Source organism: Bacillus sp. FSL W8-0183 (assembly GCF_038006825.1).
Lineage (GTDB): Bacteria > Bacillota > Bacilli > Bacillales > Bacillaceae > Bacillus > Bacillus altitudinis.
The window spans coordinates 218,213-241,308 of sequence record NZ_JBBOVY010000001.1 but is presented as its reverse complement, the minus strand read 5'-3'; the positions used below and the strand labels follow the sequence as shown (position 1 = coordinate 241,308).

General features: G+C 42.3%; 23 protein-coding genes. 4 read left to right on the top strand and 19 right to left on the bottom strand.

All coding sequences use genetic code 11. From position 1 onward, the window contains the following. Positions 1-3: 3 nt before the first annotated feature. From pbp4b to NSQ64_RS01435, 3 genes are read left to right on the top strand one after another with little or no spacing between them, the layout of a single operon-like run. A complete protein-coding gene (pbp4b, locus tag NSQ64_RS01445; protein WP_060832001.1) occupies positions 4-1,359 on the top strand; it encodes a penicillin binding protein PBP4B in 1,356 nt (451 codons plus the stop codon). Positions 1,360-1,372: 13 nt separating this feature from the next. Continuing rightward, positions 1,373-3,292: a glycoside hydrolase family 3 protein gene (locus NSQ64_RS01440; protein WP_341014676.1), complete on the top strand. Its 1,920-nt coding sequence runs from the start codon at positions 1,373-1,375 to the stop codon at positions 3,290-3,292. Between the two features lie 50 nt (positions 3,293-3,342). Continuing rightward, positions 3,343-4,551 (top strand): exo-beta-N-acetylmuramidase NamZ family protein, encoded by a 1,209-nt coding sequence (locus tag NSQ64_RS01435; protein WP_445684653.1) that lies wholly within the window; start codon positions 3,343-3,345, stop codon positions 4,549-4,551. Positions 4,552-4,591: 40 nt separating this feature from the next. Here the strand turns inward: NSQ64_RS01435 and NSQ64_RS01430 are convergent, their stop codons facing one another. The 4 genes from NSQ64_RS01430 to NSQ64_RS01415 form a co-directional block, all read right to left on the bottom strand. After that, positions 4,592-5,557 (bottom strand): bile acid:sodium symporter family protein, encoded by a 966-nt coding sequence (locus NSQ64_RS01430; protein WP_341014673.1) that lies wholly within the window; start codon positions 5,555-5,557, stop codon positions 4,592-4,594. A gap of 61 nt (positions 5,558-5,618) precedes the next feature. Beyond that, positions 5,619-7,058, bottom strand: a complete 1,440-nt coding sequence (locus NSQ64_RS01425; protein ID WP_341014671.1) for a SulP family inorganic anion transporter — start codon at positions 7,056-7,058, stop codon at positions 5,619-5,621. A 577-nt stretch (positions 7,059-7,635) separates the two neighbouring features. Continuing rightward, complete coding sequence (locus tag NSQ64_RS01420) at positions 7,636-7,836, bottom strand: RapH phosphatase inhibitor (protein WP_286108692.1); 201 nt, start codon at positions 7,834-7,836, stop codon at positions 7,636-7,638. Further along, positions 7,826-8,944: a response regulator aspartate phosphatase gene (locus NSQ64_RS01415; protein WP_286108691.1), complete on the bottom strand. Its 1,119-nt coding sequence runs from the start codon at positions 8,942-8,944 to the stop codon at positions 7,826-7,828. The genes NSQ64_RS01420 and NSQ64_RS01415 overlap by 11 nt, the downstream gene beginning before the upstream one ends. Before the next feature lie 277 nt (positions 8,945-9,221). On the opposite strand from NSQ64_RS01415, the gene NSQ64_RS01410 reads away from it, so the two are divergent. Further along, positions 9,222-9,566, top strand: a complete 345-nt coding sequence (locus tag NSQ64_RS01410; RefSeq protein WP_251181640.1) for a YolD-like family protein — start codon at positions 9,222-9,224, stop codon at positions 9,564-9,566. 16 nt (positions 9,567-9,582) lie between these two features. On the opposite strand, the gene NSQ64_RS01405 is transcribed toward NSQ64_RS01410, so the two are convergent. From NSQ64_RS01405 to NSQ64_RS01335, 15 genes are all read right to left on the bottom strand, one after another. Further along, positions 9,583-10,161 (bottom strand): hypothetical protein, encoded by a 579-nt coding sequence (locus NSQ64_RS01405; RefSeq protein WP_286108690.1) that lies wholly within the window; start codon positions 10,159-10,161, stop codon positions 9,583-9,585. An 86-nt stretch (positions 10,162-10,247) separates the two neighbouring features. Continuing rightward, positions 10,248-11,060, bottom strand: coding sequence for a peptidoglycan recognition protein family protein (locus NSQ64_RS01400; protein ID WP_286108689.1), 813 nt, complete (start codon positions 11,058-11,060; stop codon positions 10,248-10,250). Between the two features lie 51 nt (positions 11,061-11,111). After that, complete coding sequence (locus NSQ64_RS01395) at positions 11,112-11,375, bottom strand: phage holin (protein ID WP_095285420.1); 264 nt, start codon at positions 11,373-11,375, stop codon at positions 11,112-11,114. Positions 11,376-11,387: 12 nt separating this feature from the next. Continuing rightward, complete coding sequence (locus NSQ64_RS01390) at positions 11,388-11,600, bottom strand: BhlA/UviB family holin-like peptide (RefSeq protein ID WP_025092921.1); 213 nt, start codon at positions 11,598-11,600, stop codon at positions 11,388-11,390. A gap of 61 nt (positions 11,601-11,661) precedes the next feature. After that, positions 11,662-11,805: an XkdX family protein gene (locus NSQ64_RS01385; protein ID WP_034282362.1), complete on the bottom strand. Its 144-nt coding sequence runs from the start codon at positions 11,803-11,805 to the stop codon at positions 11,662-11,664. Then, on the bottom strand, positions 11,802-12,176 hold the full coding sequence (locus NSQ64_RS01380; RefSeq protein WP_095285421.1) for a hypothetical protein: 375 nt from the start codon (positions 12,174-12,176) through the stop codon (positions 11,802-11,804). The genes NSQ64_RS01385 and NSQ64_RS01380 overlap by 4 nt, the downstream gene beginning before the upstream one ends. Positions 12,177-12,181: 5 nt before the next feature. Then, the gene (locus NSQ64_RS01375; protein ID WP_286108688.1) at positions 12,182-13,306 is read right to left on the bottom strand and encodes a hypothetical protein; all 1,125 of its coding nucleotides are present in this window, start codon (positions 13,304-13,306) and stop codon (positions 12,182-12,184) included. A gap of 17 nt (positions 13,307-13,323) precedes the next feature. Then, a complete protein-coding gene (locus NSQ64_RS01370; protein WP_286108687.1) occupies positions 13,324-13,707 on the bottom strand; it encodes a phage tail-collar fiber domain-containing protein in 384 nt (127 codons plus the stop codon). Positions 13,708-13,719: 12 nt separating this feature from the next. Then, positions 13,720-14,643 (bottom strand): YmfQ family protein, encoded by a 924-nt coding sequence (locus NSQ64_RS01365; RefSeq protein WP_286108686.1) that lies wholly within the window; start codon positions 14,641-14,643, stop codon positions 13,720-13,722. Continuing rightward, positions 14,630-15,676 (bottom strand): baseplate J/gp47 family protein, encoded by a 1,047-nt coding sequence (locus NSQ64_RS01360; protein WP_286108685.1) that lies wholly within the window; start codon positions 15,674-15,676, stop codon positions 14,630-14,632. The genes NSQ64_RS01365 and NSQ64_RS01360 overlap by 14 nt, the downstream gene beginning before the upstream one ends. Then, positions 15,669-16,094, bottom strand: coding sequence for a DUF2634 domain-containing protein (locus NSQ64_RS01355; RefSeq protein WP_144484817.1), 426 nt, complete (start codon positions 16,092-16,094; stop codon positions 15,669-15,671). The genes NSQ64_RS01360 and NSQ64_RS01355 overlap by 8 nt, the downstream gene beginning before the upstream one ends. Beyond that, a complete protein-coding gene (locus NSQ64_RS01350) occupies positions 16,094-16,375 on the bottom strand; it encodes a DUF2577 family protein (RefSeq protein ID WP_144483247.1) in 282 nt (93 codons plus the stop codon). The genes NSQ64_RS01355 and NSQ64_RS01350 overlap by 1 nt, the downstream gene beginning before the upstream one ends. Beyond that, entirely contained in the window at positions 16,372-17,463 is a 1,092-nt protein-coding gene (locus NSQ64_RS01345; protein WP_286108684.1) for an XkdQ/YqbQ family protein, read from the bottom strand. The genes NSQ64_RS01350 and NSQ64_RS01345 overlap by 4 nt, the downstream gene beginning before the upstream one ends. An 11-nt stretch (positions 17,464-17,474) precedes the next feature. Continuing rightward, positions 17,475-18,137 (bottom strand): LysM peptidoglycan-binding domain-containing protein, encoded by a 663-nt coding sequence (locus tag NSQ64_RS01340; protein ID WP_144491118.1) that lies wholly within the window; start codon positions 18,135-18,137, stop codon positions 17,475-17,477. Next, complete coding sequence (locus tag NSQ64_RS01335) at positions 18,130-23,094, bottom strand: transglycosylase SLT domain-containing protein (protein WP_286108683.1); 4,965 nt, start codon at positions 23,092-23,094, stop codon at positions 18,130-18,132. Before NSQ64_RS01335 ends, NSQ64_RS01340 begins: the two co-directional genes overlap by 8 nt. Positions 23,095-23,096: the final 2 nt, after the last annotated feature.

The window sequence follows — 23,096 nt, the reverse complement described above, 5'->3', positions numbered from 1 at the left end:
CTTTTGAAGAAATATTTTCTCATCATCACAAGTCTGTTCATGCTCCTAGGGTTACCAGTACAAACATTTGCAACTAGCTCCCATCCTGTATCGTCTTTGTCTAAAACAGCACCTGAAGAATATCCCGTCTTAAAAAAAGCAAAACGACCGGAACAAGTAGGTTTTTCTTCTAGGCAGCTTAGGAAGGTTGATCACATGATTCAAAACGATATCAAAGCAGGGTTTCCAGGGGCAGCACTCATCATTATCAAGGATGGTCAGATCGTCCATCAAAAAGCCTATGGCTACAGACAAAAATATAAAGGGACAACAGAACTCAAATTCTATAAGAAAATGAAAAAGAACACACTGTTCGATTTGGCATCCAATACTAAAATGTATGCCACCAACTATGCCCTGCAAAAGCTAGTATATGAACAAAAACTAGATGTAAATGAAAAAATACAAACCATCCTGCCTGACTTTCAAGATGAACCAGATGCAAAGGTAACCGGCAAAGATCAGCTTCGAGTCAAGGATCTTCTCACCCATTCTGCCGGACTGCCTTCCAGTGTTTTATTTTATAGCAAAGAGCAAGCGGGCTCTTTTTTCTCTCAAGATAGACAAACAACCATGAAATGGCTGCCAAAGGTGCCTCTCCAATACAAGCCAGGCACTCAGCATATTTATAGTGATATTGATTACATGCTGTTAGGCATGATCATTGAGAAAAAAACCGGTATGCCACTTGATCAATATGTAGAGTCGACGATTTATCGACCGCTTGGTCTAAAACATACCATGTTCAATCCGCTGAAAAAGGGATTCAAGCCAAAGCATTTTGCAGCAACCGAGCGTCTAGGCAATACACGCGATGGTGTCATTGATTTTGAAAACATTCGCAGGTACACCCTGCTAGGTGAAGTCCACGATGAGAAAGCCTATTACTCAATGGCAGGTGTCTCCGGACATGCTGGACTTTTCTCTAATACATCAGATATGGCCGTACTGCTTCAACTGATGCTCAATAAAGGAGGCTATGGGAAAACAACCATCTTTGACCAAGCTTCTATCGATCTCTTTACGGAATCATCAGACACGAACCCAACTTACGGGCTAGGCTGGCGGAAAAACGGCAATACTGACATGGAATGGATGTTTGGGAAGTACGCAAGTAAAGAAGCGTATGGACACACAGGCTGGACCGGAACGATGACATTGATTGATCCAAAACACAATCTAGGCGTCGTCTTGCTGACAAATAAAAAACATTCACCCGTCGTTTCACCTGAAGTCAACCCAAATCAATTTGAAGGTGACCTTTTCCCAACTGGTACTTATGGAAGCATCATGACTGCAATCTACGAATCTTTTAAGTAAAAGGAGGAATTCGATGTTAAAAGCTCTGTTCCCCGCTGCACTCGTTTTGGCCCTGCTCACCTCTTCCATTCCAACGGAAAAGGTGAGCTCCGCCCCTCTCCCAACTGCCAAACAAATGGTTCAGGACATGTCCTTGGATGAAAAAATTGGCCAAATGCTCATGCCAGACTTTCGCAATTGGCAAGCAGAAGGTGAATCCGTTCCTACAGGCTTCATAAAAATGAATAAAGAAGTCTCTCACCTTGTAGAGAAATATCATTTAGGCGGTGTCATCTTATTTGCAGAAAATGTCGTTGATACGAAACAAACCGTCAAACTCACACATGAATTTCAACAAGCATCACCCAACATTCCTTTACTCATTTCCATTGATCAAGAAGGCGGAATCGTCACAAGACTACAAAAGGGAACACATTTCCCAGGAAATATGTCGATTGGTGCCTCTCGAAGTAAGAAAAATGCTTATGACACTGGTAAAATCATCGGCAAAGAATTAAACGCTCTAGGTATCAATACAAATTTCTCTCCTGTTCTTGATGTAAATAATAACCCGAATAACCCCGTCATCGGTGTCCGTTCCTTTAGCTCTGACCCTGAACTTGTCACGAGACTTGGTCTGCAAACCATGAAAGGACTTCAAAAGGAAAAGACCATTTCCACATTAAAGCATTTCCCGGGACATGGTGATACAGCTGTTGATAGTCACTACGGTCTTCCGCTTGTCGAACATGATCTAGATCGTCTTAAAAAGGTGGAGCTGTATCCATTTCAACAAGCAATCAACGCAGGGGCAGATATGGTCATGACCGCTCATGTTCAATTCCCAGCCATTGATGACACAACGTATAAAAGCAAAAAAGATGGCGAGGACATTATGGTTCCAGCAACCTTATCAAAAAAAGTCATCACAAACTTATTAAAAGAAGACATGGGCTTTCAAGGAGTGGTTGTAACAGACGCCCTCAATATGAAAGCGATTGCAGATAACTTCGGACAGGAAGAAGCTGTGGTAATGGCTATTAAAGCAGGCGTCGACATTGCCCTCATGCCAGCACCTGTCACGTCCTTAAAGACAGAAAAAAACCTAGAGAATGTGTTCAATGCTTTAAAAAGAGCAGTTCTCACAAACGAAATTCCGATATCTCAGATCAATCAATCTGTCGAAAAAATCCTTCAATTAAAGATCAAACGGGGCATCATTTCCGCCAATAAACCAGTAAGCCTTGAGAAGAAAATCAAAAAAGCCACACAGCTCGTTGGTCAAAAGTCGCACCGAAAAGCAGAACAAAAAATGGCACGTGAAGGAATCACTCTCCTTAAAAACAACGACAAAACCTTGCCTTTTAAGCCCAAAAAGAATGACAAAATCGTACTCATGGCACCGTACGAAGATCAAGCAAAAGCAATGTCCGTCACAATTGAATCACTAATCAAACAAAAAAAGATCAAACCTGTGCGTATCCAATCATACGCATTTGCAGATAAGAGCTTCTCCAAAGAAACAGCCAAACTCATTCAAGATGCTGACTATGTCATTACCGGCTCTTACGTTGTCCAAAATGACCCGGCTGTGAATGATGGCGTCATTGATGACGGTGTACAGGATCCGAAAAAATGGGCAACGGCCTTCCCTCGTGCTGTCATGAAAGAAGCAGCAGCACAAAACAAAAAATTGGTCATCATGAGTCTTAGAAACCCTTATGATGCGGCAAATTTTGAAGAAGCCGATGCCTTACTAGCTGTGTACGGTTTTAAAGGGTACTCAAACGGACAATTCAATCAACCGAATATTCCTGCGGGACTAGAAGTGATTTTTGGAGCGGCCTCACCTAAAGGGAAATTACCCGTCGCTATCCCATCAGTCACTCATCCTAATCAAACCCTTTACCCATTTGGCTATGGACTCAATTTAAAAGGAAAACAGATCAAATAGGAGGGATTCTCTTGAAAAAGACAGCAAGCTTGATACTCGCTAGCATTCTCATGATCAGCACATTGACCGCCGCCTCCCCCGCAGATTCAGAACGAACAGATACAAAAGGAAAAAAAGCAACAGTCAAAACAGGTATCGAAACATTACTCTCAAGTAACCTCTCTTGGCTTAAAGGGAAAAATGTAGGGCTTATTACGAATCCTACAGGCATTGATGCAAACATGAAAAGCAGTGTCGATCTGCTATTTGAACACCCCGATATTAAACTGACTGCCTTGTATGGGCCTGAACATGGCGTCCGCGGTGATGCACAAGCAGGAGAAGGAGTCGAATCGTATACTGACGAAAAAACAGGCCTGCCTGTTTACTCTCTTTATGGAAAAACAAGAAAGCCAACTCCTGAAATGCTCAAAAATGTAGATGTCCTGCTATTTGATATTCAAGACGTTGGTACTCGTTATTACACCTATATTTACACGATGGCGTATGCAATGGAAGCAGCTAAGGAAAACAACATTCCATTTGTTGTCTTAGATCGTCCAAACCCCATAGGCGGGCTAAAAGTAGAAGGACCCGTATTAGAGCCAGAACACGCCTCTTTTGTAGGTCTCTATCCCATCCCATTAAGACATGGGATGACAACTGGAGAACTTGCATACATGTTTAACAAAGAGTTTCATATCAACGCTGATGTAAAAGTGATCAAAATGAAACATTGGAAACGATCCATGACGTTCGATGACACGAAGCTGCCATTCGTCCTCCCTTCACCTAACATGCCAACCGTTGATAGTACCTTTGTTTACCCAGCAACAGGATTAATTGAAGGCACAAACGTTTCTGAAGGCAGAGGAACGACAAAACCGTTCGAACTCATTGGCGCTCCATATATCAATAGCAATGAGCTAGCAGATCATTTAAATGGGTTAAAACTAAAAGGCGTTCAATTTAGACCTGTCTCATTTACCCCTACCTTTTCAAAACATGCCGGGACTTTGTCTCACGGGGTACAGCTTTATGTCACAGACCGAAAATCATTCGAAGCAGTCAAAACAGGTCTATCCATCATCAAAGCAATACATGACTTGTATCCTAATGACTTTCAATTCCTACAAACAGGCAGCTTTGATAAACTCATCGGGAATAGCTGGATCAAAGAAGAAATCAATAAAGGCACTTCCATCAAACACATCATGAAACAATACCACCATGACATAAAGACATTCGAAAAGAAACGGAAGAAATACCTCATCTATTAATCGCAAAAAAACCTCCATCTTTTAAAGGATGGAGGTTTTTTCATGATAAAGACTTAGTCACAGCAGGTACTTTCAGCTCGAAACGATGAAGTAAAAAGCCAAACAAGGCTGCAAGCACTTGCTGAAACAGCATGCCAATCACTACAGGAACAGCAGCAGCAGGCGGGAAAAAGCTAATGGCAAGCACAGCACCCGCGCTAATGTTCCGCATACCGCCCGTATACACAATCGCCACAATTTCTCCTTGGGTACATTTCATCGCCTTTCCAATCAACCACGCAAAAGCATACCCACTCATCGCAATGAAAAAGACAGTCGCTGCTTTGCTAAAAAATGCAGCATCCAGTTCACGCAAATATGGGGCGACAACAGAACTGTTAATCGATACGACAACAAACAAGCCTAATTTTGAAAAAGGAGCCAAGGTCTGACTCATTGCTTTTGTCACCGATGGCTTTGCATACTGACGAACGAGCATCCCTAAAATAGAGGGCAACACCACCATACCGAATAGTCCTTTCATGATCGCCATCATGTCCATATGGACCTGTGTACCAACGAAGATTGACAAGCTTACTGGCACAATCAATGGCGATAGCAATGTATCAATTAATATGATAGATAACGTTAACCCCACATTCCCTTTATACATTGCCGCCCATATTAAACTAGACACACCTGTCGGAATCACCATCGCAAGCGTCAAACCGGTGATCGTCATAGAATCGCCTGCAAATATCAAATGCCCCGCCGACCATGCATAAAAGGGCATCAGCACATGCAAAATCATAAACGATAAAATCAAAGGCAATGGATGCATCACCGTATGCTTTAAAGCTGAAAAAGTAGATGACAAGCTCCCTGAAAATGTCATCACAGCAAACACCCAAGGCACCAAAAAGGTGAAATCTTTTAAATACGCCGCCAATAATACACCAAGTAGCACGCTGACAGGCGTAATGAGCGGCATCATCCGGCCGAGCACCTGATTCAAACGGACAAGCATGCCGGCCACCTCCATCCTTCACTTTCTTCCTTGTTCTATTGTAACAAACAGAAAAGTCTTTTTAAGATCCGATCACTTGTTTCATAAGTTTTTGACTAGACATATCCATTCCAACTACGGCCACCTCTACACCAGCTGTACGATATTTTTCCTTCACACGTTCAATTGCGGCCACACCTGATTCGTCCCATATACGCGCTTCAGACAAATCAATCACAACCGTGTTCAGGTCGTTTCCATGATGGAAGGCTTGAATCAATTCAGTCACGGAAGCAAAGAAAATTTGTCCCTTAATTCGATAAATCCATGTACCAGCTTGGCTTTCTGTAGAGGTGATATGAAGTTTTGATATTTTAGCCACAAAGAATACGGCACTAAGCAGCACCCCTGCAAAAACACCCTTGGATAAATCATGAGTGAACACCACCGTCACGACCGTGACAAGCATCACAAGAGAATCTGTTTTTGGGTTCTTTTTTAGCTGCTGGAATGAACTCCAATCAAAGGTACCAATAGAAACCATGATCATGACAGCCACAAGAGCAGCCATTGGAATTTGAATGACTATATCACCCAAAACAAAAATCAATACCATTAAAAATGCACCAGCAACAAAGGTGGAAAGCCGGCCTCGTCCCCCTGCCTTTGTATTAATCACAGATTGACCAATCATCGCACAGCCAGCCATACCGCCAAAAAATCCTGCCACCACATTGGCAATTCCTTGGCCTCTCGCTTCCTTATTTTTACGACTAGACGTTTCCGTCATATCATCTACAATTTGTGCTGTTAATAAAGATTCAAGTAAACCAACCATCGCAAGTGCTAAGGAATAAGGAAAAATGATAGCAAGTGTTTCCCAGCTAAACGGTACATTGGGAATAAGAAAAGTTGGCAGAGAGCTAGGCAGCTCTCCCATGTCTCCAACCGTTCTGACATCAATATGCCCAAATACAGCAATCATCGTCATCACAATAATTGCAATAAGTGGAGAGGGAATAACTTTTGTGACCATCGGCAATACATAAATGATCAACAATGCTCCACCTGTCATGATATACATAGCCATGGATTCCCCAACGAAATGCGGCAGCTGGGCCATGAAGATCATAATTGCCAACGCATTGACAAAACCAACCATCACAGACCTCGGAATAAATTTCATCAGACGAGAAACACGGCACAATCCAAACACAATTTGAATCAAGCCTGTTAAAATCGTAGCTGCGAACAAATACTGTAATCCATGATCTGCAATCAAATTGACCATGACCAGCGCCATAGCACCAGTAGCGGCAGAGATCATACCTGGCCGTCCACCAACAAACGAAATCACAATCGCGATACAAAACGAAGCATACAAACCGACCTTAGGATCAACGCCCGCAATAATCGAAAACGCAATCGCCTCAGGAATCAAAGCCAAGGCCACTAAAATACCCGCCAGCACATCCTGACGCACATGTCCAAACCATTCTTGCTTTACAAATAAATCTTTCAAACCATCTACTCCTTTTTATATACATACCGTACAAGGAAAAAGAAGGCGAATAAAACCCGGAGATACAGAAAGGGAAAAACAATAACCATTCAATTTCGGGGAAAAAGAGGAACGTACAGAGTCTTTTGTAAGAGAGGTAGTCATCACTTTAGTAAGGATAAAAGAAATACGCCGAAGAATCAAGAACAAATAGAAGGAGTATATAGAAAGCTAAGGCAAAGCTTCCATCAAAATCGCTCGAGTCATTTTCTATTTTCATGAGCCTAACTAAGATCAATAAACGTCAACTTATTTTAAAACAAACAAAAAAAGCCTTCTCATCAACGAGAAACCTTAACATTTACCATTATCATATAGAGGAAAGCTTCCAAGCGGGCTCGAACCGCTGACCTCTTCCTTACCATGGAGGATGTCATAGAAAGTCTTGTCAAAGGTTTATAAGGAGTAACCTATTCTAATAAGGTTTCTTTTATTGTGTTAATGGTTTAGACAAGTTTGGAATGGGGACTCCAATTTTAGTTAGTCCCCAATTTGTCCCCACAAAAAAGCAGACCCCTAAAGTCTGCTTAAATTTAACCTATGCGTTTTCAGATGTTGTATTTCGATCGATCATAGTCGTGTTTCGATCGATTTTTTGTGGAATGAAAGTTGTATTTCTATTCGACTCCTCCATTGTTGTATTCCGATTTGATGCTGGTTTAATCAAGCTAGACGCTTCATGTACACCTGCACCTAGAAGGATAATAGAGCTTATAACAATCATTTTTTTAACACTCATAAAGACACTCTCCTTTTTGAATATTATGTTGGGCTTGAAATGCCTTCCTGTAATATTCTGTTGCTTTCTCAAACTTTCCTCTTTTTTCATGAATAACTGCAAGGTTCTTAGTGAATTCTTCTACGAAAACAAACAACTGCTTTTCTTCAAATGTCTGAAGCATAGCTTGAATCTCTTCCTCATCATTACTTTCATATGTTGTTTTTATAGATCGTATCAATAAAATCTCGTGTGGATTCTCTTTATGAGAGACGAGTTTCAAAGCTTTATCCACTAATTTGGATGCTTCATCATTTTCTCCTGTCTTATATAACGCCCAACAAAGGTTAACATATATGACCGATTTTACATCGTCCATACCATCTTCTGATATTTCAAGGGACTCTTGATAATATTGAATAGCCTCTGCATAATCTTGTTTTTTTTCATAATTGTTTCCTATATTTAAAAGTACCTTGGCAATCAACCTTTTATCCGCTATTTCTTTAGCGATGGAATAGGCTTTATTCAGATGTATTAATGATTTTTCATACTGCTTAAAATCATCATAATTTCCTGCTATTACAAATAGGCATTGAACTTTTCTGATCTTGTATAACTCGTACTGATCGTAAATTTCAAGCGCCTTTATGATGTGATGCATAGAAACATGAGTTTGTTTCATAATATAGTAGGCTTCAGCCACCTTGAAGTGAAACTCGGCTTGCTCAATATCATCTATAACTAGCGTAAGTTGTTTCTCGGCTATTTTATAGTATTGGATGGCCTGTACATATTCTTTTATACTAAACTCATACATTCCGCGAAAAAACGCATTGTAATACTGCAGCATGCCCGACAATTTATGATTGGAGTTTTCTATTTTATCAACTAAGTCTGCAATGGATAAAGAGCGTTGATCTGAGGGTTTAATATAATCAAGCATAAGCTGATGACGAAAGCACATCAATTGATAGTAAATCAGTAAATCCTGGTCTTCTTCCATTCGTTCAATTTCTTGTTCTACCTCAGCTTTCAAAATCTCTGCATCCGGTACACTAAATTGACGAATCATTTTATACCATTCATTTATTTTCACACCAACATGTGATGAAAGAACCTTCTCCATCCCCTTACTCCCCTTCCACAAAATTCCCTTATATTACATATATTATTACATACAGGAATTTACAAAGCACCGAAAAGAAACCGCAAAAAAAGAGCTCCTGTAAAGGAGCCGTGTGAGTAATACATGAGTAATAGTGGTTTGATAAAGAAGTAAGTAAATCATTGAAATATACGAATTTTTTATCCCGTTTCCGCGGGTAAACCGTATATAAATTTATTATAACTCAAACTTAGACACAGAACAAACATTCGGTTATAATTTCTTTTGAGGTGATAGTATGTGGGATGCACGAAAGGATCAGAACCGCTGGCAAATGAAGTTTATATTGCCGGAGCACAACGAAGCTTTGCGTCAATTACGCCTCGCGAAGCAGAAGATAGAACGGCCGACGCTTAGCGAAGAACAAGTCGACGAATTTGAGTTCGTTATTTCTTCGGCAATCAGCGAAGATATGCCGCTAAATTTCGAATTATACGATGACGGATTTGTTCGTGAAGTAAATGGTCGCGTTGTGTACGTGGATCATCTACGGAAGGAATTTCGTGTGAAGGATAATCGAGGTGATACTAATTTCATTAAGTTTGCGGACATATTAAACGTAAAAAACGCCTCATCCGGTTAGGGACGAGGCTTTTCGCTTAAAAATTTATCGTTCTATTAAAATGGACTAAGGATTCAGTAGCAGTGTTAGTCCTTTTACTTAGGATTACTTGTAATTCGATATCTTTTATCTTATCGTAATCAATGTCACCCAAAGACCAATATGAAACGGATTTAAAAGTATCGTCCTTAGCATCCATAATTATATCTTCGGAATTATAATCAACAAAAACCAATTCGGATGACCCGAGAGTTTTCGCTGAGTTAACACGTAATATGAACGTGGCAGGAGATACTAAGTATGTTTTATCTTCCGAGGTGTTTTTAAAAGATATACTTAACCCAACCTCGCCGTCTGAGAAATGTAGTTTTTCTACATTCACACTCACGTCTTCTGCATTACTTTTATAGTCGACATCTACAGTTTTCAAGTCTTTCGGTTTGTCCGAACTTAGATTCGGATCCGGACTATCCTCATAATTGTATTCAATCTCGTCCTTAGATTCACTAACTTTTACACCACCACATCCCACTAGCAGTAGTAGAAAACTAGCGCAAACCAAAAAACCTACGGAAATCTTCTTTATCTTTATATCTTCCGCCTCCCCTCCGCTCAATTATACGTCATTGTTATGTAGGACGGCTATCTACGTTTTTATACGTAGGCGACCGCCCATTAGATGGAAATCGTAAGGCGTTTTATTTATTTCAGCGCTTTCTTCAGTGCTGCTTTTGTCTTTGGTCCATAAATGCCGTCAGCAACAAGCCCATGCATGAGCTGGAACCGCTTGACCGCATTTGCTGTTTTTGGCCCATAGTAGCCGTCAATACCGTTATTTTTTGCGCCTTTGTCCGGGTAATAATACACAGCAGCCAGAGCCTCCTGCAATGCTTTTACTCCAGCGCCCTTTGTCAAAGGCTTTGTTACTTTAATAATGCCAGATGGCAAGTTAAATGATTTTTTAGTTTTACTCGCTTTTGGCTTGGATGACGTATTTTTGACAGGTGTTGCTTTCACAGGCTTTGCTGTTGCCTTTTTCCCTGTATGAGCGGTTGCAATACCCGCCTTGAAGCTGTCCCAACGATTAAGCAGCTTGCGAGGACAATTTTTGCCGCTCCATCTCTTATGAGGCACAACGTTTGCCAATGGAATGCCTTGTTCTGTCATCAGCTTCCGAATGAGCCATTGGGCGTTCTCTACTGCCTTTTCAAAGTTACAATCGCTATTCTCACATATTTCAATACCAATTGACTTCAGGTTACCTGTTCCCCGACCGTCTCCCGCATGCCATCCGTTTTCGTTTAGCGGCAAATGCTGATAGATGACACTATCATCCACAGTGTAGTGCCAGCTTACGCCTGTACTAGACCTTTTGACGAATGCTGCGTGACTCGCTGCATTTGCACCCTTTGCCGTGTTAGCAGTGTTATGAACCGTAATATATAGCGGCTTCATCCAATTTCCTGGTCTGTTGTCGTTACTCTTTGGAATAAAATCTTTAATGATTTTTACCACGTTCATCGTCTCCTTTTGCTGTATTAAAAAGAGCCACCTCATGGCAGCTCCTTACTTCGTTAATCCTTTTTGTTTCAGGATTTCTTTTTGCAACTTGCCTTTGTCAGTCACATAGTTGTTTTTAAACCATGCCACCAGTGTTGTTACGATTGTGAAGATCATTGAACCAGCAAGGTACAATGTCTCAGCCAACGAAGTGACTTGATCCTCACTGATCGGCAAGATTGGCTTGCCAAATAGAATTAACGCTTGGTTGATCAATGCCATAAATAGAAGCACCGTGCGGATCACCGTGCCTTTGTCGAAGTTTTTCATAAATGTTCCCTCCTATTTTAAATTCCGTTCAATTTTATCGAGCTTGTCGATCACGACATCATACTTCTCACTAAACTTTGCCAACACTTCATTTTGCGCTTCGATTTGTTCATTGAGCTTGTTTTCTCTTTCCTTTGTTGTGTTTAATACGTAAAACAGCACCCAACAAAAAAGAACCGCAAAGGGTCCTTGTGTCATCAAATATTGAGCCAAATCCATTTCCACCATACTCACCTACTCCTTCACTTTGTCCACCTCCTAAAAGAAGGCAAAATAAAAAGCCCCTCTAGGCTTCGTATTGTTCTCCTGTTATTTCCTCATAGTCTTCTTTGTTAATCCAACCGATTTCTACATAAAAAGCAATATCCTCTGGACCATAACACTTCCAATCCCAAAACTGCTTTATATCCGCAACTGTTGGATATATCATGATTTTTCACCACCCTTCAACTCCTGAATCTCAGTCATGAGTTGAGCCAATTGTTTTGCCATTTGTGCCTCACGCAATTTAGCTGCAGCTGCATCTTTTGAAAGCTGACTCAATTGTTTAGTTAACACCGCATTTTGCTGTTTTAGTAAATCAATATCATACGGCGGTTGCTCTGTTTGTAAGCTATCAATGTACTCCTGGGTTGCTGATTCGCTCCATGTCTTGCTTGCTGGATTGTACTTCGCTGAATATAACCCATCTTGGGGTTGGACATCCGTAAATCCATCTGGTATTTCAGCATCATCGGGTATTTCTTTATCTCCGCCACGTATATACTTGAAATCCTCATCGTACGCGTATATTGGCTTCATATGGTTTATCCCTCCTTTGCCTTAAACATGCAGTTCACGACAATAAACTCAGTATTACTGGATGTATCTTGTATGCAGAAACGTCCATCTGTAGCGATATATTGTCTACTAAATTGCGGTCCCTTAAAACCACCGGTACTAGAAGCGATCCCAACATTATAGAGAGGGAAAGGCGGCTCACATCCTTCTGGTAACGTAAAGGCAGGTACATCCCCAAGTGTGCCGCCTGCGATGGCTCCTGTAACATGAACAATTCCTAAAGCATCTTTTGCAACACGAACTCGGTAATCGTTATTAACTTCACTTTTATAAGTTTTCCAACCGTTTCCGATTGTGGGGAACTTCCAGTTGAGTTTTGCATCAACGTCAGTAATAATGCGTCTCCAGCCTTTGAAATCCCCATTAGTATGAACAGTTCCAAACCACATCCTATTATTGAAGCTCGCTACAGCTATGATCATTTTCCGTCCCGATCCACTTTCAGAAACATCATAATTAAACCACCCAGTATCAGATGGATCAGGATTATTTAAAAGTCTGTTGTTAATTCCATAATAAAACCCAGGTGATAAAGTGAGTAAATCTGTTCCATCAGCTATAAATTTACGAGTACCTGAATCTTGCGTCAGTTGATACAGTTGGCCACTGTTCCATTTATCTTTTTCATCTGCTGTCGGCAGCTGCGTCCAAGTGATAGATATATGGCTAGAATTATAGTAGAAGTAATAGGCATTACCTGACGTGTCTACCGCAAATCCGGTTCCGATGTTGTTTTGTCCCACCGTTTGTATGCCTCTTAAATAGGCGTTACTAGGCGCAGGGGAATCTTCTACACCTGGAGAAGCGATAAAAGTACAGGTTCCCTTGTCCTTGATCGCATCAAAAATATTTTTGTCAGCAGGAACAGAAATCAAGTATTTGCCGTCATCAGCTGTGATCTTATAAAGCTGCGATTCATTCCATTTCTTCTTCTCTGCTGCAGATGCATGTGGCTTGGTGTCATCAATATGGCCACCGAGTTGATCTAACAGTCCAGTATCATTTTCAAGTAATACCTTCACCATGTCATTGAACAGATCCGCATGAGCCTTGTCACTTGTTTCAAACACTTTAGGAGATTTAATGTCCATCGATGAGCACTCCTTTCCTAGTAAATATCATCAATCTCAAAAACAAATTCGATGTCGCCGTCTTTTTGCTTGTCTGTCATGGTGCGGATGGCCGTAAACTTTCCATCTTCATCAACAAGAGCCAATTCGTTGATGACTTCTCCAGCAAGCTCCCCTTCTGCGATGGTGCACGTGTACCGGATTTTCGCTGGCTCCATAAACTCATATGAATCAATTTCTTTTTGAACAAGTTCCTTTTTAAGTTCTTGTTCAGTGCCGTCTAGTGAGATCGGTTTCCCATCCTTCGTCCCACCATTCCCAAAAGCCATCTTAACCACTTTCGTGAGCTTCGTTCCCTCCGCTCTAGCCTTCGCCATTTGTTGCCGAGCATAAAGCGTTGTTACGGTTAATTGATCAGCCATAATGATCCTCCTTTATAAATCTATTTGTTTGGACGTGGCAGCTAGATATTTTGAACCGTCTAGCGGTACCGATCCATCAAGCGTCCAATATTTTTGCTTAATGATTACACTTCCGCTTTGCTCATTTGATACATGAGCAGCCATACGGAATGTCATTTTCTTTTTTTCTTTCCTAACATGATTGAAGCGAGATCGAAGTGTAAGAGCTGCTTGTTGATCCGTTTCGTGTTTGGCTCCTACCATGACATATCTTGTACGGCCAGAAACTTTCATTTCTTTTTTGAGCTTCATGGCCATCTTTAGAAATTGTCTGAAGCGTACTGGAATATCTGTCGAGTTACGCGATCCACTCAAATAAAAAGTGCCATTAAGTAAAAACTCTCCATTCAGCAGGATCGGGATGTGATCAAAAAAGCCCACTCTGCTGCGCAGTGTGAGCCGGTTATGATAGTCTTTTATTTCGTTAACGTCTGTGTGATGAACGCTTGTGAATTTGTAAGCCAAATGAGCTGGCTTCAAGTTTTCAAGCGTTTCTACAATATACCTGGTGTTTTGCAGGTCATCCAAATTAACACGAAGGGAGAAATGATATCGGCCAGTTGTTAGACGAACCACTGCACTAGGATTCTTCAGGAAGCGGTTGACTGCCCTCTCTAAAGAAGCATAAGTGATCGGTGGAATGTTTGACATGAGATTCAAAATACGTGCCCTTCTCAATTCAATCGAGTCACCTGATTCACGTTGCACCTTCAGCATTCTTTCCCATCGATTCAGACCCCATGTGGCAGTGATCGGAAAAAGTTGATCGGTCATATCAAAAATAGAATCGTCTAGCCTTTCCATTTCAGGAGCTTCTGATTTCATTAATTCATCAAATTCAGTGATCTCCGTTAGATAGGAGGGTAGATAGGCTTTCATATCATCATACTTGCTCATTGACGATCACCTGCCCTAGACGCGGGATTTCAATGTCTTGGAGGGGCAAGTTTTTGGCTTCACCGTTGATCAAGACATCCGCATAATCAGACACACTATCCGCATGATACAAAATGTCGTTGATCGCTGACATTCTGATCACATTCTCCTCGAAAGCAAGTGATTTTAGGAGAGCCTTGATCTTCTCCTCTATTTCTTGTTGAGCATCTTCAAGTGAATAGTCCATTTTAAGCTCCACTGATAGGGACACCTCAACATCTTTCCACTTAGCACTCTCGATGGTTGCGGTGGCTCCAATCGGCGCTTGGCCTTCCCCTTCGCCCGGAACCGGATCAATGTACTCCTGTACCTTATTGACAAGCAGGTCCGTCGCCACATCAAAATTCCCGTCTGTGATGACAACTTTTACTGTGCCTTCACCATTCCAAAGAGGAAAAACCTTTGCCCTGCCAACTCCTTCTACTTCTTCAGCCCACTTTTTATAATGTGCTTTATTAGCGCTGACAGCCTCCCGCCTCGCCCTCATCAAGTACCGTTCATACAGAGCTTCATCGTCTTCTTCTTCTTGACCAGGTATTTTCAGCTCCTCGAAAATGACTGATTCTAAACCTGGTATGTTATCGAGAGATAGGAGCGGCAGCTCTGCAAAATTCCCATTTCCTACAGCACCAGTCGTTTCACACTTCAGCGTGCCGTCAGATTGATACTGGAAGTAAAGATTGTCGATATAGAATCTTGATCCCGTTGGTATTCTGATAGTGTCAGGTGTCACACCGACAGACCATACAGCACTTGTGGCTGCTTTACGAGTGATCCCCACTTCAGCAGCTCGTCTATCTAAAAATTCTCCCTGCGCTGTATCCGCAAAGACAAGTTCGAATACCTGATCTAGCCATATATAAGATTGAGCAAGTTCCGCAGCTGCAGGAGCCAACGCATTCCATATCACGCTGTTTTCACGTTTATCAATATCATCAGGTATACGTTCCAACATGCGTTCCATGATGGCTTCATACGATTGTTCCTCAAACATCTCCGATTACCTCCTCAATCTCCAAGGTCCCTTCATCTGTCACCACGTTAAAGAGCACTTTAAAGGTTGCCCCTTCTTTTGTGACCTCAAAATCTTGCACACTTTCAATTCTCTCATCAACAAGAAGTGCTTCTTCTATTAGACGCGGAATCTCCATCTCCTTGTATTCGTCCGTTGATTCTTCATCAGACACAGCTTCTTGAACCTCACATCCTACGTCATGGCTATAAACAGCATGCGAATATCGTTCAGTTCTTAGGGCCATATATACAAATTGGCGAATGGCATCGAGACCATTAATCTTTTCATTGGTTAAACGGCCAGACTCAAAGTCGATTCGGTAGGTAGTCGAAGGTTCAACAATATCCTCTTCATCTTCCTCAAAATCTTCAATTTCTTCTTCTGGAGAGAGTGCCATCATGAACCACCTCCTACTACTTTATCTAAGATGTAAAACGTTTGGCCGCCTGTCATCGCAAGGACCATGACACTATCGCCTTCTTGTAGCTCATCATCTTCTCCCTCGTCTAAGCGGGCTGGCCAGATAAGAAGTTCTTCAGGAATGATGAGTTTGTCATTTTCGTTGAGCCTAACACTAAGAGGAGAAACAGACACAACATCACCGAGTATCAATTCCATTGGCGATTGTGCATCAACCGCATTGACGGCCAATCGCTTAATTGCATCGCTTAGTTTCATGACTGATTCCCCGTTGGAATTGTATTTTTTTCAACGACATCAATCGTCATGGTGTGTTTGGTTCCTTTAAATTCATGACTGTCTTGATCGATCCAGTACGTTTTTTTAATGCCGATATCAGGAATGATAATGCGTACTGGCATACCGCTTTGTAATCCAGGAATACCTAGAGCTTGAATGCTTTTCAGCTCTTTTTTTACGCCTTTCTTTTGAGCCAGTCGGACATCTGCTCTCTTTTGCAGCTGTGCTTGGTTGATCTCTCCTGACACTCTTTCAACGTGCTGCAGGATGCCGTATTTGCTTCTAGCAGCACTATCATTCGCCACAGCCAGCATCTCAATCTCTTTCTTTTGCGTGACCATCTTTGGCTTTGTTGGTTTGGCCGTTTTCTTATCTTTCTCTTTGTCTGTAGACTTTGATTTCTTTTTTTCCTTCTTTAAGACTTTGATTTTTTCAACACGCGTGGCTCTCATCTTCACACGTGTGGCCGTTTCTTCAATTGAGGTACTGTACTGATAATCAATGAGATTCACGCCTGATTCAATGACCCATACTTCGGACGGATCAGGCCAAGCTCTCAGCCCCATCTTGCCTTTAGCAGAATAAATTTGATAGTTACGCCCTGTTTGTTTCTTTGTTTCCCTTAGAGCCTGCAAGATGATGTCATAAAGGCTTGTATCGTTTTTGAATACAAGTGATTTAATGACATGGCCAGTGTTAGCGATCGACGTCATCGGGATCTGAAAATCTTGACCAAGCCGCTTCATTATCTGATCAGCTCTCTTATTGGAAAAGACATAGACATCCTGGTTCTTCACCAAATACTGAAGCATGTCGTAAGCAGTAAAAGTGAGCTTTTCATTCTTCGGCGTTCTTGCAAAGACTGTACCTCGAAAGAGTTCTTTTCCTTTCCACTTGAAAAGAACCGTGTCACCCTCTTTGATGCTGTAATATTTTTGTGAACCCTGTTTAGTCACGATAGTTGATTGTATTGAGCGAGGGGCCTGATACCTTTGCCCCCGAAGTGTCACGCTCTCTGTCACAAGCTCGTACATGGTGCCGCTTCTGATGGCAAAAAGCTCAATCAATGTCAGCCCCCCTATTGTGGTATTTTTAATTTTTGACCAGGGAAAATCCAATGCCCTGGTTGTCTAATATTGCGTCTACTTCGTTTGATCATCGCGGCTTTATTCGCATTCCAAATGCGGCGCCATTTTGTACTATCACCATAGAAGCGGCCAGAAATATCCCACAATGTATCACCCTTTTTAACGGTGTACACTTTTGGTGCGCCTTTTGAGCTGCGTTTTTTGCTGCTCTTTTTGGCTTTCCGTTTGATTTTTCTAGGTGATGCGGTTTTGTATTCTTTTAACTGCAGCGTGAATTCACGATCACCGACGTCATACGTACCTTCATTGTGATTGAAGCTTTCTATGCTGCATTGCATATTGATTTTGGTCCCTGTGACAATAAAGCGTACAGGCTTCTTTGAACGCATCATTCGTTCAATTTTGGCTATTGCATTCTCTGGTGATGGAATGCTTTTATATTCAGCGATCGGTGTATACTTCTTCGGAAAAAAAGCTGTAAATGAAATTTGACGAGCTCCTGGTACATCCAAGAATGTGAGCTCGCCAAATTTTGATACTTTGATAGATTCATTTTGTACGTTGTTATTGAGTTCTAATTTCTCAGGAAGAACAGGGAATCGCAGTTTGTCCTTCCCTTGCGAAATCCATAATTGATATTTTGATTTAGCCATCGATCACGACTCCCTTCGTTCCTGTGTTGATCTCGACTTCTAGTTCTTCAGCTATTGATCGTTTGATCTTTTCAACAAGTGAATCTTCATCTTGGCCGTTATGGAAGTGCTGATCACCATTAAAGTTAATGATGACCTGTTTTGATCCGCTGGAAGCAGACGGTGCATTTGCTGTGCCAGCTGTTACTGTTTGCACCTGCCCTTGTGAAAGCTCAGATGATGCAGCAGTGGCCGGATCGTATACGTCCATTCCTAAAGCCTGTGCAGCTTGAGCCAACAAGTAGCGACCACGTATGCCACGCTCTTCAGGAATAATCCATTCACGCTTGTTTCCTTCACCGACTCTGGCGATTTGCTCTTGCGTGATTAGACCACCGTTTGCATAACCCTTATATGGTCCGCCATTTCTGATACTTCTTAATCCAGGCGTATTATAGACACTTCCATATCTGCCTTTGATGTAGTTGATAGCAGCTGCAGCATTATGGATTGGGTTCCAGATGTCGTTCATGCCGTTGACTTTATTAGAGTTAAAGGTCGGATCAATGGTCTGCATCAATCCTTTAGACGGCGTTCCTCTCTTCGCATTAGAATCCCATAGGTTGATCGCTTTCGGGTTTCCACGTGACTCATTCTGCGCAATCGTCATCAAACCAGGTAGCCAGCTCATTGATGTGCCAGTTGCCATTAGAGCAGCCATGAGCCATTGTTGAACACTCAGGTTAGATGCACCCATTCCGCTAAACGCAGCGATTAAGGAACCCGCTTGATTCTCAGCGAATTTCTTCACGTCAACCGAATCAAGACCTTTAACGACACCGATTGATGCGAATTTCCCAAGGCTCATCATGACACGTGATGGAGAATGAATGTCTAATTCCTCTCTAAACGCCTGCTCTACTTTCTTGGCCATGTCCTTGGCCGCCTGTGTCACTTCACTTCCTTTGGAACGCATGCCGCTGTTAAATGCGTCAATTAGTCCAGCTCCCCATGTAGGTGACTCTTGTCGAGCATTCAAGAAAGGTTGTCTTACATTTTGATCTAAGAATTGACCTGTGCCAGTTGGTGTCATGTTTTGACCTGCAGCAAAGCCGGAGACAGTTTGTGCTCCATACTGCGGAGTCGCTGCCTGAATTTGAGTAAATGGCTGCTTGATATTAGCTTGTTTCCACTGTTCAAGTGAAACGACTTTGCTGTTTAACCCTTTTTCAAAGTCAGTGCTAAACTGTTCCCCGTATTTTGATGCGTTGGCCGCGTCTCCAATTGATATCGATCCACTTGCAGAAGTGGAAACTGATGAAGCAGCAGCCGGTCTCATTGGAGACGATGAGCTTGCTGGAGAGGTTGGTGATGCACCGTTTGGCACAACAGACATTCCAAGGTGAGAAGCAGCCTGAGCAAGTAGCATCTTTCCTCGACCTTTGTTGTTTTCAGTCGGGATGACAAACTCCTTGCCCGCCTCGCCGATCCATGAAAGTGTCGGCTTTGTGATATAACCACCGGTGGCGTTATTTGCTGCTTTCTCTTTCTTTTTCAGTCCTGTTTTTTCTTCTCCTTTTTTCTCAAAGATATGAAATGCCTTCCCACTAAATTCTTTAACTTTACCGACAACATTTCCAACAATGTCAAATAAGCCTTTCCATGTGCTTGTTAACTTTTCTGCATGATCTTTTAACGGGTTGAAAACATATTTTTCAAACCATCCACTTACTGTTTCCCATATACCCTTGATCGTTTTCCATGCTTCATCAAATTTTTCCCACACGAAGGTAATCGCTGGCTCCGCATATTTCTTATATGGCTGCCATACGTTTTCATAAAACCAAGTAGAGAGTTTTTCCCACGTAGTTTTAATCCAATTCCACGTGTTTCTAAATAGATTCCAAACGAATATAATGGCTGGTAAAGCGTAAGTTTTAAACGGCTGCCACACATACTCATCGAACCAAGCTGCAAGTATCACCCACGTGGTTTTAATCCAGTTCCATGTACCTTTGAATAGATTCCAGATAAACATGATAGCTGGAATGCCATATGTCTTAAATGGTGTCCACACATATTCATTAAACCACTCAGACAATACTCCCCATGTCTCTTTGATCCAATTCCATGTATCAACAAGTTTATTCCATACCACACCAATGGCTTCTACTGCATATTGACCATATGGTTTCCATACCTTTTCCATGAACCAAGTTGATGCAACACCCCATATGGTTTTAATAATGTTCCAAGCAACAACAAAAACACCAACAACAAAGTTGATGATTGGTACAACAAAGTTATAGATAGGTATGAATACTTTTTCCATGAACCAGTTAGAGACTTTCTCCCAAGTGGTTTTAATTTTTGTCCATGCTTTTTCAAAAAAACCACCAATTGGTTCAGCCACGTTGTCATTGAACCAAGTAGAAATATCTTTCCATGTATCTTTAATCCACTTGATTGCATCCTCTGACCATTTGACGATCTCATCCCATTTTTTCTTGATGGTTCCGTTGTCGAACATCTTTCCAATCCATTTGCCAAGATCACCGCCAAAGATGCTTCCTAAGATTCCACCGATAACGGTTCCGATACCAGGTGCGATCATTGTTCCGATTGCCGCACCACCGATACCGCCACCTAGATTTCCTGTGAACCCACCGATCTTCTCGCCTTTATTATCATTGTTCATACCGATTAACTCTGTTGCGGCAATCAGTGTACCGAGAATAGGAATGCGTTTTCCAATACTCTTTGCACCTTTACCGAGATTTCCTAAGAATCCACCGCCACGCCCTTGGTTTGGCGTTGTTGGACGTACCGGCTCCCCTCTATTGATCCAAGGCTGACGATATTCAGGAGGTCGTTGGTTCCTTGGCAGTCGCCCTGCTCCTCCAGAACCACCAATTACACCGCCGCTCGTTCCTGCTCCCATTCCTCCTCTTAAACCTTTGCCCCATTTGTAGGCAGCAAAGGCTCCTGAAAGAATGGATTTAAGCGGCTTTAATAAAGTGGCCACTTTTCCTAAGAACGCAAGCGCAAATGCATTGGCAATCAGTGCACCAGCAATTGAGCCTTCTCCAGTAAGGGCATTCCAGTTGATCTCACCTATCTTCTTGGCAATACGAATACCTAATTGCACAGGATCAAGAGCTTCTAAAAATGATTCAATGAATATCTTTCCTGCTTTGGCTCCTGCATCAGTGAAACTGTCCTCAGATGATTTGTCATCAATACCAAGCAGACCGTTGATCACGCCGTTTATGATGCCACCGTAAGTCTTCCCGACATTCTCGGCCATTTTGAAAAGACCAGGCTTTCCTGTCTTTTCCCACCATTGGCCAAAAACGTCTTTCGTATTATCAAGAACTAGCTTCCACCGAGTTTCAAAGTCCATTTTTCTGTATTTTTCTAGTTGTTCAAAGTGCTTCTTCAGCTTAGGGTTGTCCTTAAACTTGACCTTCAGTTCCTGTGTCTGTTTTTTGGTTAACTTCTCACCAGGAAACAAGATTTTGAACTGATCACCAATAAATCCGAAAACACTCTTTGTCGGATTCAGGAAGCTGTTAGCAAATTTCTTTCCTGCCTTTTCAGCTTTGTTTGATAGGTCAGTGAGTACAAAAGAATATTCCCCACGCCACGTTCTAAATGCTTCAAGAGCGGGTTGGAACGCAGCTGCAAGTCCTTTACCCCAAGGCATCAAAATAGAGTTGTTGATGAATGATTTGACACCAAGGAATAAGTTGGCCAAGTTGTCCGACATTTTGATCATCATGTCGTTGTATTTGCCAAACTCTTTTGTTACTTCCGGCCAAGTTTTATTTATGTCCTTGCCGCTCTTTGCAAGTTTTTCGAGCTTACCTCTGGCATCACCAGAGATCGCCCCCATTTCCTGAAGCGCTGCCGTTGCGTCACCGATAGGACGCCCCGATTTAATGCCGTCATATAAACGCCCCATCCATAGCGCAACTTCTGAGAATGGCCGCTGAACACCAGCAGCAACGTCACCGACTAGCTTCATGCCTTCAGTAGTCGATAGAGCGTTCCCTGTGAATACTTGAAGGACACGACTTGACTCGAAAATCTCATCACGAGTAAATGGCGTTTGACCAGCAAAGGCCGTCAGCTCGTCCAGACGTGCATCTGCTTTTCCTCTGCTGCCGAGCAGTGTTTCAAAAGCCGTGGTCATGTTCTGGCGATCCGCAACCATTTTGAGCGGCACAACTATACCGCCTGTTGCACCGGCACCGACTCCAAGCAACCCAAGTGTGCTGGTGACAGCTGACACGATCCCTCTCAATGGCTTTGTGATAAGATCAAGAACTTTGATTGTGGTTGTGTAAGTACGTCCCAAGTGGGTATTTGCAAATGAGACAGCTCCACGTACTGGAGCGGTGAAACGATCGATCGCATTAATCGCCACCCTGTATTCAGTCCCTAACGTGTTCCGAGTATAAGACGTTATACGACTGACAGTACGTCGGACCATATCAACGGCTCTAATGGTATAGCTGTATCCTCGACCAAGCTGACGCGCTGCATATGAAGCAATACGTCTGATTCCTGCGGTTGCCCGATCATGAACCGTTATGGCAAACCGTTCTACTTTGCCAAATTTCCGATCGATGTAACGACGCAGCCGGACAAGTCCTGGTGTTGCCTGATCTTTAATACGCATCAACACGCTATGAGTACGCGGCATCTTGCGTTGTAAGAAGCCATTGAACTTTCTCAATGCTTTTGTGGCCAGATCATTTACATCAAGCGTCAGCTGATAAGTTCTAGCAAGATCACGCAATATGAATCGCTGCACACGTCTTAATGCAATTGTGGCATTGTCCCGTACTCTCAATGTGATTGGCCGCTCTGATCTGCGGCGCAATCTATCAAGTCGTTCTAAGTCCCCTCTGATCAAACGCAATTTACGCGTGATCCGGTCTTGTAATTCAAACCGAGCGGTTAAACGAGCCATGT

What these genes read in the sequence shown, in the direction of transcription:
- NSQ64_RS01385 (WP_034282362.1), bottom strand. Translation starts at nt 11,805, where the DNA reads ATGATATATCCAACAGTTGCGGATATAAAGCAGTTTTGGGATTGGAAG.
- NSQ64_RS01340 (WP_144491118.1), bottom strand. Translation starts at nt 18,137, where the DNA reads ATGGCTAAATCAAAATATCAATTATGGATTTCGCAAGGGAAGGACAAA.
- NSQ64_RS01350 (WP_144483247.1), bottom strand. Translation starts at nt 16,375, where the DNA reads ATGAAACTAAGCGATGCAATTAAGCGATTGGCCGTCAATGCGGTTGAT.
- NSQ64_RS01440 (WP_341014676.1), top strand. Translation starts at nt 1,373, where the DNA reads ATGTTAAAAGCTCTGTTCCCCGCTGCACTCGTTTTGGCCCTGCTCACC.
- NSQ64_RS01380 (WP_095285421.1), bottom strand. Translation starts at nt 12,176, where the DNA reads ATGAAGCCAATATACGCGTACGATGAGGATTTCAAGTATATACGTGGC.
- NSQ64_RS01395 (WP_095285420.1), bottom strand. Translation starts at nt 11,375, where the DNA reads ATGAAAAACTTCGACAAAGGCACGGTGATCCGCACGGTGCTTCTATTT.
- NSQ64_RS01375 (WP_286108688.1), bottom strand. Translation starts at nt 13,306, where the DNA reads ATGGACATTAAATCTCCTAAAGTGTTTGAAACAAGTGACAAGGCTCAT.
- NSQ64_RS01370 (WP_286108687.1), bottom strand. Translation starts at nt 13,707, where the DNA reads ATGGCTGATCAATTAACCGTAACAACGCTTTATGCTCGGCAACAAATG.
- NSQ64_RS01435 (WP_445684653.1), top strand. Translation starts at nt 3,343, where the DNA reads ATGATCAGCACATTGACCGCCGCCTCCCCCGCAGATTCAGAACGAACA.
- NSQ64_RS01335 (WP_286108683.1), bottom strand. Translation starts at nt 23,094, where the DNA reads ATGGCTCGTTTAACCGCTCGGTTTGAATTACAAGACCGGATCACGCGT.
- NSQ64_RS01355 (WP_144484817.1), bottom strand. Translation starts at nt 16,094, where the DNA reads ATGGCACTCTCTCCAGAAGAAGAAATTGAAGATTTTGAGGAAGATGAA.
- NSQ64_RS01430 (WP_341014673.1), bottom strand. Translation starts at nt 5,557, where the DNA reads ATGCTTGTCCGTTTGAATCAGGTGCTCGGCCGGATGATGCCGCTCATT.
- NSQ64_RS01410 (WP_251181640.1), top strand. Translation starts at nt 9,222, where the DNA reads ATGTGGGATGCACGAAAGGATCAGAACCGCTGGCAAATGAAGTTTATA.
- NSQ64_RS01420 (WP_286108692.1), bottom strand. Translation starts at nt 7,836, where the DNA reads ATGAGTGTTAAAAAAATGATTGTTATAAGCTCTATTATCCTTCTAGGT.
- NSQ64_RS01360 (WP_286108685.1), bottom strand. Translation starts at nt 15,676, where the DNA reads ATGTTTGAGGAACAATCGTATGAAGCCATCATGGAACGCATGTTGGAA.
- NSQ64_RS01415 (WP_286108691.1), bottom strand. Translation starts at nt 8,944, where the DNA reads ATGGAGAAGGTTCTTTCATCACATGTTGGTGTGAAAATAAATGAATGG.
- NSQ64_RS01365 (WP_286108686.1), bottom strand. Translation starts at nt 14,643, where the DNA reads ATGAGCAAGTATGATGATATGAAAGCCTATCTACCCTCCTATCTAACG.